Source organism: Streptomyces purpurascens, assembly GCF_045040895.1.
Classification (GTDB): domain Bacteria; phylum Actinomycetota; class Actinomycetes; order Streptomycetales; family Streptomycetaceae; genus Streptomyces; species Streptomyces purpurascens.
The window spans coordinates 7,862,386-7,880,163 of record NZ_CP108341.1 but is presented as its reverse complement, the minus strand read 5'-3'; the positions used below and the strand labels follow the sequence as shown (position 1 = coordinate 7,880,163).

At 70.5% G+C, this 17,778-nt stretch carries 13 protein-coding genes and 1 pseudogene; 9 read left to right on the top strand and 5 right to left on the bottom strand.

The features are described from left to right. Positions 1–38 precede the first annotated feature (38 nt). Entirely contained in the window at positions 39–1,376 is a 1,338-nt protein-coding gene (locus tag OHU35_RS35800) for a 6-phospho-beta-glucosidase (RefSeq protein ID WP_189726093.1), read from the bottom strand. Continuing rightward, positions 1,373–2,137, bottom strand: a complete 765-nt coding sequence (locus tag OHU35_RS35795) for a DeoR/GlpR family DNA-binding transcription regulator (protein WP_189726315.1) — start codon at positions 2,135–2,137, stop codon at positions 1,373–1,375. The genes OHU35_RS35800 and OHU35_RS35795 overlap by 4 nt, the downstream gene beginning before the upstream one ends. A gap of 147 nt (positions 2,138–2,284) precedes the next feature. Here OHU35_RS35795 and OHU35_RS35790 point away from each other — a divergent pair, with 147 nt between their 5' ends. From OHU35_RS35790 to OHU35_RS35750, 9 genes and pseudogenes are all read left to right on the top strand, one after another. Continuing rightward, positions 2,285–3,337 (top strand): carbohydrate kinase family protein, encoded by a 1,053-nt coding sequence (locus OHU35_RS35790; protein WP_189726094.1) that lies wholly within the window; start codon positions 2,285–2,287, stop codon positions 3,335–3,337. A 46-nt stretch (positions 3,338–3,383) separates the two neighbouring features. Then, entirely contained in the window at positions 3,384–4,661 is a 1,278-nt protein-coding gene (locus OHU35_RS35785; RefSeq protein ID WP_189726095.1) for an ABC transporter substrate-binding protein, read from the top strand. A gap of 126 nt (positions 4,662–4,787) precedes the next feature. After that, positions 4,788–5,672: a sugar ABC transporter permease gene (locus OHU35_RS35780; RefSeq protein ID WP_359890305.1), complete on the top strand. Its 885-nt coding sequence runs from the start codon at positions 4,788–4,790 to the stop codon at positions 5,670–5,672. Beyond that, positions 5,669–6,517 carry a carbohydrate ABC transporter permease gene (locus OHU35_RS35775; RefSeq protein WP_189726096.1) on the top strand — a complete coding sequence of 283 codons (849 nt, stop codon included), beginning with the start codon at positions 5,669–5,671 and terminating at the stop codon, positions 6,515–6,517. Before OHU35_RS35780 ends, OHU35_RS35775 begins: the two co-directional genes overlap by 4 nt. Positions 6,518–6,568: 51 nt before the next feature. Then, a pseudogene (locus tag OHU35_RS35770) lies at positions 6,569–7,486 on the top strand (alkaline phosphatase family protein); the annotation flags it as partial. Between the two features lie 9 nt (positions 7,487–7,495). Continuing rightward, on the top strand, positions 7,496–10,471 hold the full coding sequence (locus OHU35_RS35765) for a glycoside hydrolase family 2 TIM barrel-domain containing protein (protein WP_189726317.1): 2,976 nt from the start codon (positions 7,496–7,498) through the stop codon (positions 10,469–10,471). Between the two features lie 54 nt (positions 10,472–10,525). Beyond that, positions 10,526–12,352: a LamG-like jellyroll fold domain-containing protein gene (locus OHU35_RS35760; protein ID WP_189726097.1), complete on the top strand. Its 1,827-nt coding sequence runs from the start codon at positions 10,526–10,528 to the stop codon at positions 12,350–12,352. 20 nt (positions 12,353–12,372) lie between these two features. Then, positions 12,373–14,040, top strand: coding sequence for a PHP domain-containing protein (locus tag OHU35_RS35755; RefSeq protein ID WP_405508261.1), 1,668 nt, complete (start codon positions 12,373–12,375; stop codon positions 14,038–14,040). Between the two features lie 52 nt (positions 14,041–14,092). Beyond that, entirely contained in the window at positions 14,093–14,920 is an 828-nt protein-coding gene (locus OHU35_RS35750) for a PaaX family transcriptional regulator C-terminal domain-containing protein (RefSeq protein WP_405508260.1), read from the top strand. On the opposite strand, the gene OHU35_RS35745 is transcribed toward OHU35_RS35750, so the two are convergent. The 3 genes from OHU35_RS35745 to OHU35_RS35735 are packed head-to-tail and all read right to left on the bottom strand — an operon-like array spanning position 14,911 to position 17,772. After that, positions 14,911–15,366, bottom strand: a complete 456-nt coding sequence (locus OHU35_RS35745) for a MaoC family dehydratase (protein WP_189726100.1) — start codon at positions 15,364–15,366, stop codon at positions 14,911–14,913. The two genes, OHU35_RS35750 and OHU35_RS35745, sit on opposite strands and share 10 nt — an antisense overlap. Positions 15,367–15,380: 14 nt before the next feature. Further along, on the bottom strand, positions 15,381–16,886 hold the full coding sequence (locus OHU35_RS35740; protein WP_189726101.1) for a long-chain fatty acid--CoA ligase: 1,506 nt from the start codon (positions 16,884–16,886) through the stop codon (positions 15,381–15,383). Between the two features lie 10 nt (positions 16,887–16,896). Then, positions 16,897–17,772: an amidohydrolase family protein gene (locus tag OHU35_RS35735; RefSeq protein WP_184588271.1), complete on the bottom strand. Its 876-nt coding sequence runs from the start codon at positions 17,770–17,772 to the stop codon at positions 16,897–16,899. Between the last annotated feature and the right edge of the window lie 6 nt (positions 17,773–17,778).

Below are 17,778 nucleotides of genomic sequence, written 5' to 3'. Positions count from 1 at the left end.
GGGAAGAGCGGGGAGGGAAAGCGCTTACCGATCCGCGCTCACCTAAGGTACGCCAGCCCGGGATGGACCTCGGTGTAGCCCTCGACCAGCCGGCGGGCCACATTGACGGAGTCGACGAGCGGGTGCAGCGCGAAGGCCTTCACGGCGCTCGCCTGCGAGCCGGAGTCGGCGGCGGACAGCACCTCGCGCTCGACGGCCTTGACCGCGCAGACCAGTCCGGTGGCGTGGTCGGGCAGCGGCTCGACGGTGACGGGGTGGGCGCCGTTGGCGTCGACGAGGCAGGGGACCTCGATGACGGCGTCGGTGTCCAGGACCGACAGGGTGCGCCGGTTGCGGACGTTGAGGATCAGGGTCGTGCGCTCGTCCCGGGCGATGGCCCGCATCAGGGCGAGGGCCACCTTCTCGTAGCCGCCGGACAGATCGTCCTCGTCGCGTTCGCCGGCGCCCGCCGTCTCGCGGTTCTCGGCCATGTAGGTGGCCTCGCGTTCGGCGCGGGTGTCGTCCCAGACCTTCAGGGCGGGGGCGTCCGGGTTCTTCATCTCGGCGTAGAAGCGGGCCTGCTGGTCGTGCAGGAAGGCGCCGCGGGTCTTCTCGGCCTGCTGGTACGCCCGTACGGCCTCGCGGTTGAAGTAGTAGTAGTGCAGGTATTCGTTGGGGATCGCGCCGAGGGACCGCAGCCAGTCGACGCCGAAGAGCTTGCCCTCCTCGAAGGAGCCGAGCAGATCCGGGTCGCCGAGCAGGCGCGGGAGTTCGTCACGCCCGGCGACGTGCAGACCGCGCACCCAGCCGAGGTGGTTGAGACCGACGTAGTCGATCCAGGCTTCCTCGGGGTTCGCGCCGAGCACGCGCGCGATGCGGCGGCCGAGGCCTACGGGTGAGTCGCAGATGCCGATGACGCGGTCGCCGAGGTGGCGGGACATGGCCTCGGTGACCAGGCCGGCCGGGTTGGTGAAGTTGATGACCCAGGCCTCGGGCGCGAGCCGGGCCACCCGCCGCGCGATGTCGACGGCGACCGGGACCGTGCGCAGGCCGTAGGCGATGCCGCCGGCGCCGACCGTCTCCTGGCCGAGGACGCCCTCGGCCAGGGCCACCCGTTCGTCGTTCGCGCGGCCCTCCAGGCCGCCGACGCGGATCGCGGAGAACACGAAGTCGGCGCCGCGCAGGGCCTCGTCCAGGTCGGTGGTGGCGCTCACCTCGGGCGCGTCGGGGACGCCGGCCGCCTGCTCCGCGAGGACACGGGTGACCGCCGACAGCCGTCCGGCGTCCAGATCGTGCAGGACGACGTGTGTCACCCGGCCCTCGGCGTGGTCCTGGAGGAGCGCCCCGTACACCAGCGGTACGCGGAATCCTCCGCCGCCCAGAATCGTCAGCTTCACGCTTGCACCTTTCCCGCCACGACGACCTCGACGCCTGCCTCCTGAAGGGAGGCCCGCGTCGCCGTGTCGACCGGCGCGTTCGTCACCACCACGTCCAGGTCCTCGGGACCGCAGACCTTCGCCATCCCGTGCCCGGGGAACTTCGCCGTGTCGGCGAGCAGGGCGACCTTCTCACTGGCCTTGATCATGGCGCGCTTGACCGGCACCTCCACGACCGTCGTGTCCATGACCTGCCCGCCGGGCCGTACTCCGCTGGTGCCGAGGAAGAGCCAGTCGGCGTGCAGCTGGCGCAGGTTGTCCTCGGTGAGGAAGCCGACCAGGGAGCGGTACTCGCGGCGGACCATGCCGCCGAGCAGGACCAGTTCGATGCCCTCGTCGTCGGCGAGTTCCTCGTAGACCACCAGGTTGCTGGTGATCACGGTGAGCCGGCGGCCGTGCAGTTGCCGGGCCAGGCGGTAGGCGGTGGTCCCGATGTCCAGCAGGACCGACTGGCCGTCCTCGATGAGCGCCGCGGCGCGCTCGGCTATGGCGTCCTTCTCGGACACGCGCACCTCGGCGACCTCGGCGAAGGGCTGGTCGCCCTCCTCGACGACGGCGCCGCCGTGGACGCGGGTGAGAAGACCGTCTTCTTCCAGTTTGACCAGGTCACGCCTGATAGTGGCGGGGCTCACACCCAGCCGCTCGGAGAGGTCGGTCACAGCCGCGGGGCCTCCGGAGCGAAGGGCCCGCAGGATGAGTTGGTGTCGTCGTTCTGCCAGCACGGCCGGAACACTACTCGTCATCTTCAATCATTTCCATGCTCAGTTCTGCTCGGGTATTGACCAATCTCTCCGAGCGGCGCACGATTCCGGTCACGGAAATGAAGAGTTTTGACGATCTCCGTCGAACTCGAGCGAGAGGACACATCCGTGGACGACGACCGGCCCGATGTGCTGCTGACCGGGCTGCTCTTCTACGACCTCGTCCTCACGGGGCTCGGGAAGCCGCCGACGCCCGGCGAGGAGATCTGGACCGAGGGCATGGGCTGCGGCCCGGGAGGCATCGCGAACCTCGCGGTGGCGGCCTCCCGCTTCGGCCTCAGGACCTCCCTGGCCACCGTGTTCGGCGACGACTTCTACGGCGAACACTGCCGTGACGTCCTGTGCGACCAGGAGGGCATCGACCTCTCGCTCTCCCGGACGGCGGACGGCTGGCCGACCCCGGTCACCGTCTCCGTCGCCTTCGGCCACGACCGCGCCCTGCTCACCCATGGCCAGGAGCCGCCGTACTCGCAGGACGTGCTGATGGGCGACCCGCCCGCGGCACGCACCGCCCTCGTCCACCTCGAGGCCGAACCGCGCGAGTGGCTCGCCAAGGCCGCCGCCAACGGCACGCAGGTCTACGCCGACGTCGGCTGGGACCCCACCCAGGAGTGGCCGACCGCTCTCCTGGAGCAGCTGGCCCTGTGCCACGCCTTCCTCCCGAACGAGACGGAGGCCATGGCCTACACCCGCACCGACAGCGCGGTGGCCGCGCTCGGCACGCTGTCCGAGCTGGTGCCGGTCGCCGTGGTCACCCGGGGCGGGGACGGCGCACTGGCCGTCGACCAGATCACCGGCGAGTACGCGGACGTGCCCGCCCTCGACGTCGACGTGCTCGACGCGACGGGTGCCGGAGACGTCTTCGGCGCCGCCTTCGTCACCGCCTCGCTCGGCGGCTGGCCGCTGGCGGAACGGCTGCGGTTCGCGGTGCTCGCGGCCGGGCTGTCCGTCGGGCACCACGGCGGGGCGCTGGCCGCCCCCGGCTGGTACGGCGTGCACCGCTGGTGGCACTCCCTGACCGATCCCGAACTGAAGCGGTCGTACGGCTTCCTGGCCGACCGGCTCCCGGCGGACCCCGGGCCGGCGGTCGCGTACGCCCCCCTCACCCCGCCGGCCCCTCACACGTCCGTCGGCCCACGCGCATCCGAACGGCGGCACTGATCCCCGCACCCCTCTCCACGTCGAACAGCAACAACAGGAGTGACCCGTGGACCTTTCCCGCAGACGCTTCCTCCAGGCCGCAGCGTTCACCGCGGCCGCCTCCGGTCTGACCGTGGCATGCGGCAACGGCTCGGATTCGGCCGGCAGCAAGAACGGCAAGAACCTCACCTTGTGGTACTGGGGAGGCGCGCTCAGCGACAAGGTGGTCGCCGAGGCGAAGACGCACTTCGGCAAGGAGGTGAAGCTGACCGTCGCCTCCATCGGCGGCGACTTCAAGTCGAAGCTCACCACCACCCTCGCCGCGGGTACCTCCGTGCCCGACATCACCGGCATCAAGGGCGAGGACATGGCGTCCTTCCTGCCCAACGCGAACCGCTTCCTCGACCTGAACGACCTGGGCTTCAAGGACATCTCGTCCCAGTACCTGGACTGGAAGACCAAGCTCGCCCGGACCGAGGACGGCAAGCAGATCGGTTTCCCGATCGACATCGGCCCCACCGCGCTCTTCTACCGGGCGGACCTGTTCGACAAGGCCGGGCTGCCCACCGACCCCGACAAGGTCGCCGCCCGGGCGGGGACCTGGGAGGAGTACTTCGCGCTCGGCACCGAGCTGAAGGAGAAGGTGTCCGGCACCTACCTGGTCAACAACATCGGCTCGGTGTTCAACATGGTGGTCGGGCAGGGCACCGAGCGGTTCATCGACAAGGACAACCACTTCATCGGCGACCAGGACCACATCCGCAAGGCGTGGACCACGGCGGTCCGCCCCTACACCCTCGGTCTCGACGCCAAGATCAACGACAACAGCTGGAACGCCGCCGTCGGCAAGAGCCTGAGCACCGAACTCGGCGCGGCCTGGCACGCGCTGGACATCGAGCAGGCGGCCCCGAAGACCAAGGGGAAGTGGCGGGTCTGCGCGATGCCCGGCGGACCGGCCAACCAGGGCGGCTCCTATCTGGCCCTGCCCAAGCAGTGCCGGAACCCCGAAGAAGCGTTCAAGATCATCAGCTGGATCCTCAGTCCGGAGAACGACGCCCGCGGCTTCGCCGACGCCGCGATCTTCCCGGCCGCGCCGGCGGCGTACGCCATGCCGGCCATGACGGGCGGCGACCCCTTCTTCGGCGGGCAGAAGGTCATCGAGGTGTTCGGCCCGGCCGCCAAGGCCATACCGGCCAGTTACGAGGCACCCGCTGACGCCGCCGTCATGGCTCCGTTCATGACCGAGCTGACCAGCATCGAGTCCAAGGGCAAGAAGCCCGACGACGCGTGGAAGGACGCGGTCAGCCAGGCCAAGCAGATCGCCCGTCGCCAGGGGGTGAGCTGAGCGATGGCGTCACCTCCGGTCACCGGTCCCGCCGCGGTGCCCCGGCGCCACGGCGGGCCGGTCCCGGCCCGCTTCCGCCCCCGGCGCACGCCGCCGGCGGGCTCCCTGCGGCCGAGGCGTCGCGGGGTGCTGTCCCACTGGCGGCAGTATCTGGCGATCTCCCCCTTCTTCCTGATCTTCGGCGCCTTCTCGTTCTTCCCGGTCTTCTACTCGCTGTACCTGGCCTTCCAGCGCTGGGACGGCATGGGCACCATCCAGTTCGTCGGCCTGCAGCAGTTCCGGTTCCTGTGGGACGACCCCATCTTCTGGATGTCGATCCGCAACACCCTGGTGATCTGGGTCCTGTCCACCGTCCCCACGCTGTTCGGCGCCCTGGTGCTGGCGACGCTGCTGCACTCGGTGCGGCGCTTCAAGGGCTTCTACCGCATCGCCCTCTACCTGCCGAACGTCACCTCGATCGTCGCCGTGTCGATCTTCTTCGGCGCGGTGTTCAGCAACAACTTCGGTCTGGTCAACGCGATTCTGGGCACGGTCGGCATCTCACCCGTCCCGTGGATGAGCAATCCGTGGCTGATCAAACTGGTCATCGCGCTGCTGATGACCTGGATGTGGACCGGCTACAACATGATCATCTATCTGGCCGGCCTCCAGGCCATCCCCACGCAGATCTACGAGGCGGCCAGGCTGGACGGAGCCGGGCCCATCCGCACGTTCTTCCAGATCACCATGCCGATCATGCGGCCCATCATCCTGTTCACGGTCGTCATCTCGACCATCAACGGCCTGCAGAGCTTCAGCGAGCCCCAGGTGCTGTTCGGCAGCAACGCCGCCAACCCGAACCTCGGCGGCCCGGGCCAGGCGGGCCTGACCACGCTGCTGTACTTCTACCAGTCGGCCTTCGTCAACAACGACTACGGCTACGGCGCGGCCATCGTGTGGGCCTTCTTCGTACTGATCATGCTGCTGGTCGTCGTCAACTGGCGCGTCGTCCAGCGCGGGAGGAAGTCATGACCGCAGTGGTCAAGAGGCGGTCACGGCGCCCCAAGGGGCTGACCGCGCACATATTCCTCGGCCTGGCCGTGCTGATCTCGGTCTTCCCGTTCGTATGGACGATCGTCATGGCGACGAACACCACCGAGGACATCTACAAGAGCCCGCCGAAGCTGACCTTCGGCTCCCACCTGCTGGAGAACGTCCGGCACGTGCTCGACACCATCGACTTCTTCGGGTCGATGGTGAACACCCTCGTCGTCGCGACCGTCACCACCGTCCTGGTCCTGTTCATCGACTCCCTGGCGGCCTTCACCTTCGCCAAGTTCGACTTCCCCGGACGCAAGGTGCTGTTCGCCATGCTGGTGGGGTTCATGATGCTGCCGCTCCAGCTGGCCGTACTCCCGCAGTTCATCCTCATGTCCGACATCGGCTGGGTCGGCACGCTCAAGGCGCTGGTCCTGCCCGCCCTCGCCAACGCCTTCGGCATCTTCTGGCTGCGCCAGTACATCGAGAACGGCGTGCCGGACGAACTCCTCGACGCCGCGCGCATCGACGGCGCGGGGTTCTTCCGCCAGTACTGGAACATCGTGTTGCCGATGATCAAGCCCGCGTTGTCCTTCCTCGCCATCTACGCCTTCGTCGGTGCCTGGAACGACTACATCTGGCCGCTCGTCGTGCTCACCGACCCCAGCCACCTCACCCTCCAGGTGACGCTCGCCCAGCTCCACGTCGGCCACACCACCGACTACAGCATGGTCATGGCCGGTGTGCTCATGGCGTCGATTCCGCTGGTCGTGGTGTTCACCATCTTCGCCCGCGGGTTCATCGCGGGCGCCACCGAAGGGGCCGTGCAGGGCACCTGACCCGCTCGGCACAGGCCGTGCGGCGAGCACGAGAGAAGAGAGGGGCAGGCGGTGGCGGACGGCGACGCGAACGCGTACGGCAAGGTGCTCGTGGTGGGCATGGACGGGTTGCGCTTCGACCGGCTGGCCCTCTCCGCGTCCGCGGCACCCGTGCTGCACGGCCTGATGGCCTCGGGTGCCCACGGCACGAGCCTGCTGCCCTACGGGGAGGCCGACGGCCAGGCCGGGAACGGGCCGTCGACCAGCATGGCCTACACCGACTCCGGGCCGGGCTGGTCGAGCGTGCTGACCGGGGTGTGGCCCGACCGTCACGGGGTGACCGGCAACGACTTCACCGGCGCCGACTACACCCGCCACCCCGACTTCCTGAGCCGCGCCGTGGCAGCCAGGCCCGGTCTGCGCACCGCGGCCGCGGTGTCCTGGCCGGAGCTGGTCCGCCGCGGTGTCCTGGGCCCCGCGATCGGCCGGCGGGTGTCCTACGACGGCGAGTCCGACGGCTACGCGAGCGCGGACCGCCGCGTCGCCGACACCGCGGCACGCTGGCTCACCGAGGACGACCCGGACGTGGTGTTCGTCTACTTCGGCGCCACCGACGAGGCGGGCCACGCCACGGGCCCCCTCTCCCCCGCCTACGATCGCGCCCTCCTCGCCCAGGACGCGCACCTCGCACGGCTGCTGGAGGCGATCGACGCCCGGCGCTCGAACCCGGCACGCGCCGGGGAGCGCTGGACCGTGCTGGTGACGACGGACCACGGTCACCTCGACTCCGGCGGCCACGGCGGTGACACGCGTGCCGAGCGGGAGGTCTTCGTCATCCTCGCCGAGCCCGGCGGCCCGGCGGGCATCCGGCTCGACGCGCCCCGTCTCATCGACATCGCCCCCACCGTCCTGGACCGTCTCGGCATCCCCGTCGACCCCGCCTGGGGCCTGCGGGGCCGTGTCCTGCCCAGGCCCACCGCACCGACTCCGAGAATGGTCATGAACGACGCACCCCTCGATCCCCTGATCGCCCTGCGCCCCTGGGAGGCACCCGAGGTGACCTCCTGGGGGCGGCTGCCCATGAACGCCGTCGACCGGCGGGCCGGGGCCGTTTCCCTGGACGGCGACTGGCGCTTCCAGTTGCTGCCCGCGCCGGACGCCCCGCCCGGGGAGGTCTGGTCGTCGGCGTATGTGCCGGGCGTGTGGACCATGCAGGGGACGGACGACCTTCCCCGGTACCTGAACATCCGCATGCCGTTCGCCGAGTTCCCGCCTCAGGTGCCCGCGGCCAATCCGACGGGGGTGTACGAGCGGGCGGTGGACGTGCCGGCCGAGTGGGCCGGGCGGCGGATCGTGCTCCAGGTCGGGGCCGCCGAGAGCGTGCTGCTGGTGCATGTGGACGGGCGGCCGGTCGGGATCTCCAAGGACTCCCATCTGGCCGCCGAGTTCGACCTGACGCCGGTGCTGCGCCCCGGCGGGCGAAGCGAGATGGGGGTCCCCCCGGCCGAAGGCTGGGGGAGGGCCACCCTGCGCCTGACCGTCGTGAAGTGGTCGGACGCGTCGCACATCGAGGACCAGGACCACTGGTGGCACGGCGGGATCACCCGCTCGGTGCTGCTGTACGCGCGGGACCCGCTGCATCTCGCGGACGTGGCCGTGCGGGCCCGGCGGGACGGCGACCTGCGGGTGGACTGCCGGGTGCGGGACACGGGCGGGGCGCTGCCCGAGGGCTGGTACGTCAGCGGGGAGCTGGACGGGCACCTGCTCACCCAGGACACGGAGTTCGACCGCGCCAACGCCGAGGACGAGCGCGTCTCGGACTTCCTCGGCGAGGCCCGGCTGCGGACCGCCGTACCGGACGTGCGCACCTGGAGTGCCGAGACGCCCGAGCTGTACGGGCTGACCGTACGGCTGCACCGCGCCGACGGCACGGTCGCCGACACCTCGCACCACCGGATCGGCTTCCGTGACGTCGAGATCTCCGGCCGGGACCTGCTGGTCAACGGCGAGCGCGTGTTCATCCGGGGCGTCAACCGGCACGACTTCCATCCGCTGACCGGCCGGACGGTGTCCTACGACGACATGCGCGCGGACCTCGTCCTGCTCAAGCGGTTCGGCTTCAACGCGATCCGCACCGCGCACTACCCGAACGACCCGTCCCTGTACGACCTGGCCGACGAGCTCGGTTTCTACGTCGTCGACGAGGCCGACCTCGAGTCCCACGACCACGCGCACGAGATCGCCGGCGATCCGCGCTATCTGGGTGCCTTCGTCGACCGGGTCGCGCGGATGGTGCTGCGGGACAAGAACCACCCCTCCGTCATCATCTGGTCGCTGGGCAACGAGTCCGACTACGGCGCCAACCACGACGCGGCGGCGGGCTGGGTACGCCGGCACGACCCGGCCCGGCGCCCGGTGCAGTACGAGGGCGCCGCCAAGCTGGGCTGGGCCGATCCGGACCTGGCCTCCGACATCGCCTGCCCGATGTACGCGCCCCTCCAGGAGTGCCTGGCGCACGCCATGTCCGGGACCCAGACCAAGCCGCTCATCCAGTGCGAGTACTCGCACGCCATGGGCAACAGCAACGGCACGCTGGCCGACCATTGGGAGGCCATCGAGGCCACCCCGGGTCTTCAGGGCGGGTTCATCTGGGAGTTCTGGGACCACGGCATCCTCCAGCGTGTGAACGACGGCAGACCGGCCGGGCGTGGGGGCGCCGGGCTCTATGACAACGGTGTCGCCGCGCCCGGGCATCGCTGGGCGTACGGCGGCGACTTCGGGGAGAGCGACCACGACGGCGCCTTCATCGCCGACGGGGTGGTCTTCCCCGACCGCACCCCCAAGCCCGTGATGTTCGAGCACCGGGAGATCGCCGCGCCGGTGCGGATCGAGTGCTACCGGCACGAGGGCATCGTCCTGGGCAACCACCAGCACTTCCGGGGCCTGGACTGGCTGTCCGGCGAGTGGGAGCTGTCCCTCGCCGACGGTGGCACGCTGACCGCTCCCGCCGAGCTGCCCGATCTGCGGCCGGGCGAGACGGCCGCCGTGCCGCTGCCGTTCGAGCTGCCGGAGGACGGCGGCGAGGCCTGGCTGACGCTGCGGGTCACGACGGCCGGGGACGAGGCCTGGGCGCCGCGCGGCACGGTCGTGTGCCTGCCGCAGGTGCGGCTGCGGGCGGCGGAACCGGTGCGGCACACCCCGGTCACGAACCGCCCGGTGGAGGTCGACGAGGACGGGCTGCTGGTCCATCCGCTGCTGGCGGCCGCGCCCACGCTGTCCCTGTGGCGGGCGCCGACCGACAACGACGAACTGGGCGGCATGGCGGGCCGCTGGCGGGACTGGGGGCTGGACGCGCCCACCCGGAAGGTCGTCGCCGTACGGCGTGACCCGGGACGGGTGGCCGTCGTCGCCGACCATCTCTGCCCGGGCGGGACCGTCCGGCACGAGCAGGTGTTCACGGCCGTCGAGGGCGGGCTGCTGGTGGAGGAGAGCGCCGAGCTGCCCGAGGCGCTGGACGATGTGGCCCGGGTCGGGTCGGTCTTCGAGACGGTCGCCGGGCTGAACCTGCTCGAGTGGTTCGGGCAGGGCCCCTGGGAGTCGTATCCGGACCGGGGCGCGGGCGCGCCCGTCGGCCATCACGGTCTGCCGGTGGACGAGCTGTTCACGCCGTATCTGCGGCCGCAGGAGAGCGGTGGGCGGCACGGCGTACGGCGGTTCACGCTGTCCGCGCCGGACGCCACCGGGCTGGCGGTGCGGCTGGACCGGCCCTGCCAGGTGTCCGTGACCCGCCATCGCGCGGCCGACCTCGCCTCGGCGGCGCATCACGACGAACTGGTGCCGCGTGCCGGGTGCGTGGTGCACCTCGACGCGGCGCACCGCGGTCTTGGCACGGCGTCGTGCGGGCCCGACACCTTCGCTTCCTATCTCGTCGCGGCCGGCGTCCATCGCTGGAGCTGGACGCTGCGCGTTCTCTGAGTTCTTCCCTCCCTTCTCTGTCACCTCTCTTCTCTGTCACCTCATGGAGCACCCGTGTGCACTTCGCATGACCACGACCTGGGCGAGGCGCCCCAGGCCGGTGCCGGAAGACGCAGTTTCCTTCGTGCCACGGCGCTGCTCGGCGCGACCGCCGGGGTGGTGGCCGCGCTGCCGGCCGCCACCGCCGTGGCGGCGCCGTCGAGTTGGCGTCCCGATCCGCACAGCCGCCGCTTCACGCTCGCCGTGATGCCCGACACCCAGTACCTCTTCGACGGGCCGAGCATCGACAAGGCCCCGGTCGAGGCGTCGCTGCGCTATCTGCTGGAGCACGGCAAGGAGGAGAACCTCGTCTTCCTGTCGCATCTCGGGGACCTCACGCAGAACGGCGCGAAGGAGGAGTTCGCGGCGATCGGCGAGGCGTTCCGGCTGCTGGACCGGCGGGGCGTCGGCTACAGCGTCCTGGCCGGCAACCACGACGTGAAGTCGTCGACGACCGACCAGCGCGGGGCGACGCCGTACCTGGACGCCTTCGGTCCGCGGCGGTTCAAGGGGAAGCCGACGTTCGGCGGCGCCTCCGCGGACGGCTACAACACCTTCCACCTGTTCACGGCGGGCGGCCGGGAGTGGATGGTGCTGGCGCTGGACTGGCGGCTGTCGCCGCAGGGTTACGCCTGGGCGAAGGAGGTTCTGGCGAAGCACCCGAAGACGCCGGTGATCCTCACGACGCACGAACTGGTCGTCGAGGACGACTCCCTGTCGGAGTACGGGCAGCAGCTGTGGGACCAGCTGGTCCAGGAGCACGACCAGATCTTCCTCACCCTCAACGGGCACTACTGGCCCGCCGCCCGCGCGACGCGGAAGAACGCGGCCGGGCACGATGTCCATCTGCATCTGACGAACTACCAGAACCGCTACTTCGGCGGCGCGGCGATGATCCGCCTCTACCGCTTCGACCTGGACCGGAACGTCATCGACGTGGAGACGGTCTCCCCCTGGATCCTGGGCCGGGCCGGGAAGGGGCTCAACGAGCTGGAGCGGCAGGAGATGGAGCTGAGCGGCGACGCCGACCGGTTCTCCGTCGAGATCGACTTCCAGCGGCGCTTCTCCGGCTTCGCCCCGGTGCCCGCGCGGCCGGCCCGGCCCGCCGCGAAGCTGCTGGTCCCCGGCACGATGGCGTACTGGCGCTTCGACAAGCCCGCCGACGGCACGGTCCGCGACCTGTCCGGGCGGGGCAACGACCTCTCCCTCGTCACGGTGGGCGGCGGCACCCTGGGCTGGTCGGCGGACCACCACCCCGACCAGCCGGGCCACGGCAGCCTGGAGTTCCAGGGCTTCAAGTCGCCGCTGAAGGGCGCCTATCTGCGCACGGTCGACGGCGCCCCGCTGAACTCGGCCACCTTCGGGGACGGCTACACCATCGAGGCGTTCTACCGTCTGCCCGCCGACTGGGACCCGGACCACAACGCCTGGTCGGGCCTGGTCTCGCGCACAGGCACGGGCGGCGCCGCCGGCAAGACCGCCGACGACCCGGACGAGCCGCTGGCCACACTGTCGCTGTCCAACGACCGTGAACCGCAGTGGGCGATGCGCCCGCTCAACCAGCAGGGCATCGCCACCAACTGGGCCCAGGAGACCCCGCTGGAGACCTGGTGGCACCTCGCGGTCGTCAACGACGGCAAGCACAGCACGCTGTACGTCGAGGGCTGCCCGGTGCTCCGCAACCCCAAGGCGGCCTCCGTCGGCATCACCTCCGTGGGGCTGCCGTGGCTGCTGGGCGGCTACGAGTACGGCGGGAAGATCGACCAGATCCTGCACGGACGTCTCGGTGACGTCCGCATCGTCGAACGGGCGCTGCCCGTCACCTCCTTCATGACGCACTGACTCCCTTCTCGAGGATCACCATGACCGAGCAGCAGCTGCCCGACTGGGCCGACCCCTCCGTCTCGCCCTCCGCACTCGATCCGCAGGGCCTGTCCAGGCGCGGACTCCTGCGCCGCGCGGGCCTGTTCGGCGCCGCCTTCACCCTCGGCTCGGCCGCCGTGCCCGCCGCGGCCTCACCGCAGCGCCTCGGCGGCGACGACCCGCGGCTTGCGTATCTGGTGGGCGACCACCACGTCCACTCCGTCTACAGCCACGACGCCAAGTACACGTTCTCCCAGCAGGCGAAAGCCGCCGCCGAGTACGGCCTGGACTGGATGGTGTTCAACGAGCACTCCAACTTCGGGCACGCCTACTACGGCGCGCGGCTGGAGCACAAGGAGATCCTCAAAGCCCGTGCGGAGAACCCGCGTCAGCTGATCTTCCAGGGCCTGGAGTGGTACATCCCGGCCGCCGAGCACTGCACGGTGTTCGCGGCGCCCGGCCCCCACGAGGTGGATCTGCTCACGCGGTTCGAGCTCGCCTACGACGGCAAGCTGCTCAACTACACCGAGGGCTCGGCCGGCGCGACCGACACGGCCCGCAACGAGGCGCACGCCGTCAAGGCGATCAAGTGGCTGGCCGAGCAGCGCCGTTCGGGCTATGTCGACGACGTCCTCGTGCTCGCCAACCACCCGCTGCGGCTCGGGATCGACTCCCCGCACGAGCTGCGCAACTGGCGGGACGCAGCTCCCGAGATCATGATCGGCATGGAGGGTGCCCCCGGCGCCCAGGGTGCCGCCATCCCCGGCTGGCGCGGCACGACCTCGATCCGCGGCGAGTACGAGAACAAGCCGTCCGCCCAGTCCTGGTCCGGCTACCCGGCGGACGCCTACCTGACGTACGGCGGCTTCGACTGGGCGACGGCGACCGTCGGCGGGCTGTGGGACGCGCTGCTCGCCGAGGGCAGACTGTTCTCGATCACCACCAACTCCGACAACCACCGGACCGTCTTCGACACCTGGAAGAACGGCGACTGGCCGACCGGACAGAACTTCGACAACACCGGCAAGCTCCCCGACCCCGTGAACACCGACACCCCGCAGCCCGGCAGCGACTTCTGGCCCGGCCAGTTCAGTCGCACCCACGTCGGTGTCACCCGCTACGGCTACCGCGCGGTCATGGCGGGCCTGCGCGCGGGCCGCGTCTGGCTGGACCACGGGCATCTGCTCGACGGGCTCGACGTCCGGGTCAAGCGGGACCGCGACGCCGGTCGCGGCGTCACCCTGGGCGGCCGGCTGCGCGTTCGCAAGGGCGAGAGGATCAGCCTGTACGTCACCGTCACGACCGCCTCCCGCCCCAACGCGCAGGGCATCCTGCCCGAGCTCCGGCACATCGACGTGATCCGGGGCGCGGTGCGGGGCCCCGTCACCGACCGGGACACCTGGAAGGCGCCGGACACCAAGGTCGTACACACGAAGGACGTCAGCGGCCGCAAGGGCACGTACACACTGCGCATCCCGCTCACCGCCGGGGACGAGTCCTTCTACGTCCGGCTGCGCGGCAGCGACGGCAACCGGAACGGCACCGGCTACCTCGGTGCCTCGGTCGACCCGCACGGGCCGGTCCCGCACGCGCCCGGGGACGGTGACCCGTGGGCGGACACGTGGTTCTATACGAACCCGGTGTTCGTCGATGTCGAGGGTTCCTGACCCCGGGTACCAGCAGGTCACGGACCGATCCGGCGGAGGTACGGTGGGCCGCGTGACCGGTGAAGAGTCGCTGCGGCCCCAGTCCCTCATGCTCACGTTCCTGGGCGACCAGGTGCTCGGGCGTGATGTGTGCGTGTACTCGGGCAGCGTCATCGACGTGTTCGCCCGGGCCGGGATCGGCGAGCAGGCGACCCGCTCGACACTGACCCGCATGGTGGGCCGTGACCTGCTGCGCCGCCAGCGCGAGGGCCGCCGGATGTACTTCGGGCTGACCGATCGCTCGGCGGCGGTGCTGCGCGACGGCGAGCGGCGCATCTGGCAGACCGGCGCCGTCAACCGGCACTGGGACGGCACCTGGACCCTGCTCGGCTTCTCCCTGCCCGAGTCCTGGCAGCGCCAGCGCCACGACCTGCGCTCCCAGCTGACCTGGAGCGGCTTCGGCCCGCTGTTCAACGGCCTGTGGATCGCCCCGGGCGAGGTCGACGTGTCGGCACTGGTCGCCGAGCTCGGCCTGTCCGCCCATGTGAAGGTCTTCCGGGCCCACGCGGACACCGGCATGGACATCGGCCAGATGATCGAGGAGACCTGGGAGCTGTCCGACCTGGCCGGGCACTACGAGGCGTTCGTACGACGCTGGCAGCCCTGGGAGGACGGCCTGCCGGAGGCCGACGACGCGCTCGTGCTGCGGCTGCGGCTGCAGACGGAGTGGCTGGGCATCGTCCGGCGCGATCCGCGCCTGCCCGTCAAACACCTCCCGGACGACTGGCCGGCGGACCAGGCCGAGAAGACGTTCCGGTCCGTGCACGACCGGCTGTCACCGCTCGCCCGCGACGCCTCGGAACGCCTGCTCGACCTGGTGCCCGCGCGGCCTCAGGCGTAGAACCGCGACAGGCTCTGCAGCACCGCCGCCGGCTTGGAGCCGCCCTCGATCTCGATGGCGCCCTCGACGGTGATCTGCGCGCCGCCCGGCACGTCCTCGACCTCGGCGAGCCTGGCCGTCAGCCGGATGCGGGAGCCGACCTTCACGGGTGAGGGGAAACGCACCTTGTTGAGGCCGTAGTTGACCTTCGTCGTCACGCCCTGGACGTCCAGCAGCTCGGTGAACAGCGGGATGAAGAGGGAGAGCGTGAGGTAGCCGTGCGCGATGGGGGCGCCGAAGGGGCCCTCCTTGGCCTTCTCGGGGTCCACGTGGATCCACTGGTGGTCCCCGGTCGCGTCGGCGAAGGTGTCGATCCGCTCCTGCGTGACCTCGATCCACTCGCTGGTGCCGAGGTCGCCGCCCGCGAGCTTCTTCAGTTCGTCGAGACCGTTGACGGTGATGCTCATACAGCTGTCCTTCGCTAGGAGTTGGTGCCGTAGCGCTTGCGCACGCGGGACTTGAGGAGCTTTCCGGAGGCGGTGCGCGGCAGTTCGTCCGCGACGACGACCGACTTCGGGATCTTGTACTTGGCGAGGCGTCCCGCGAGCGACGCGAGCACCTCGTCGGGGTCGAGCGCGGAGCCCTCGCGGGGGACGACGACCGCCCGCGGCACCTCGCCCCACTTGTCGTCCGCCACGCCGATGACCGCGCACTCGACGATGTCCGGGTGGGCGAGGAGCTGGTCCTCGATCTCGGCGGGGTAGATGTTCTCCCCGCCTGAGATGATCATGTCCTTGAGGCGGTCGACGATGTGGACGTAGCCGTCCTCGTCGACCTGGGCCGCGTCGCCGCTGCGGAACCAGCCGTCCACGAAGGACGCGGCCGTCTCCTCGGGCAGTCCCCAGTAGCCGGGCATGACGTGCGGTCCGCGCACCACGACCTCCCCGACCTCGCCGACGTCGACCGGGCCGAGGTCCGGCCGTACGACGCGTACGTCGCTGAAGAAGTGCGGTACACCCGCCGAACCCGCCTTGCTGACGGCGTGCTCGGCGTCCAGGAACAGGGTGCCGGGCGCGGCCTCGGTCATGCCGTAGCCCTGGAGGAAGGTCAGCCCGCGCTCCTGGTAGGCCGCGATCAGCGGGGTGGGGACCGGGGAGCCGCCGCAGGTCAGGATCCGCAGCGAGGAGAGGTCCGCCCCCGGCCAGCGCGGGTGCCTGGCCACCTGGTCGAACATCGTCGGCACGCCGAACATGAAGGTGATCCGGTGCCGCTCGATCAGGTCGAAGGTGGCGTCGGGGTCGAAGGCCTCGACCAGGACGCAGGTGCCGCCCTTCAGCAGGACCGGCAGCGTCAGCATGTTCAGGCCGGCGGTGTGGAACAGCGGGGCGGAGACCAGGGCGCGTTCGTCGGTGACCAGGTCATGGTCGATGAGGACGTTGACCGCGTTCCAGGTGAGGTTGCCATGGGTGAGCATGGCGCCCTTGGGGCGGCCGGTCGTGCCCGAGGTGTACATGATGATGCAGGTGTCGTCCGGAGTGACCGGTGTGTCGATGGGCTCTTCGGAGGCCGACGCCAGCGCCTCCTCGTACTCGGCGCCCACCTCGGCGTACGTACGCACATCGGTGCTGCCCGGGAGTCCCGCGACCAGTCCGGCGTGTGACGGGCCGTAGAGCAGGGCCTTGGCGCCGGAGTCGGCGAGCTGGTAGGCGATCTCGGGTCCGGCCAGGCGCGTGTTGAGGGGGACGAAGACCGCGCCGAGCGTGCCGGCCGCGAACAGGGTCTCCAGGTAGGAGGGGTGGTTCGGGCCGAGGTAGGCGATGCGGTCGCCGCGCCGGATGCCCCTCTCACGCAGGGCGTGGGCGAGGCGGGTGGTGCGCTCGTACAGGCCGGCGTAGGTGCGGGTGGTGTCGCCGTGGATCAGGGCGGTGCGGTGCGGGGTCTTGCGGGCCCGGCGTGCGGGCCATGACCCCAGTCCCTCGTTGCGCATGTCACGCCCCTTACGGTTTCGTCAGCCCGAGCAGGCGGGCGGCGTTCTCCTTGAGGATCTTCGGCCGGACCTCTTCCTTGATCGTCAGCTTGTCGAAGTCGGCGAGCCAGCGGTCGGGAGTGAGGACGGGGAAGTCGGAGCCGAAGAGGACCTTGTCCTTCAGCAGGGTGTTCGCGTACTGCACGAGCTGCGGCGGGAAGTACTTCGGCGACCAGCCGGACAGGTCGATGTGCACGCCCGGCTTGTGCGTGGCGACGGCCAGGGCCTCGTCCTGCCAGGGGAACGACGGGTGCGCCAGGATGATCTTCAGATGCGGGAAGTCGGCGGCGACGTCGTCCACGTGGAGGGGGTTCGAGTACTTGAGGCGGATACCGCCTCCGCCGGGGACTCCGGCGCCGATGCCCGTCTGGCCGGTGTGGAAGAGGGCGATGGTGCCCGTCTCCTCGATCACTTCGTACAGGTCGTACGCCACCGAGCGGTCGTTGGGGAAGAAGCCCTGGATGCTGGGGTGGAACTTGAAGCCCTTCACCCCGTACTCCTCGACCAGGCGGCGGGCCTGCTTCACACCCGCCTTCCCCCGGAAGGGGTCGATGGAGGCGAAGGGGATGAGGACGTCGGCGTTGGCGGCGGCCGCCTCGGCGACCTCCTCGTTGGGTACGGGCGGGGTACCGGTGGCGGACTCGGCGTCGACCGTGAAGATCACGGCGGCCATCTTCCGCTCGCGGTAGTACGCGGCGGTCTCCTCCAGGGTCGGCTTCCGCTTGCCCTCGACCTTGAAGTAGGCGGAGGAGGCGTCGTGCAGGTCGTCGTCCAGCGAGGAGTGGCCCTTGGAGGACACCTCGGCGTGGGTGTGGACGTCGATCGCGACGAGGTCGTCTGCGTTCATCGAGGG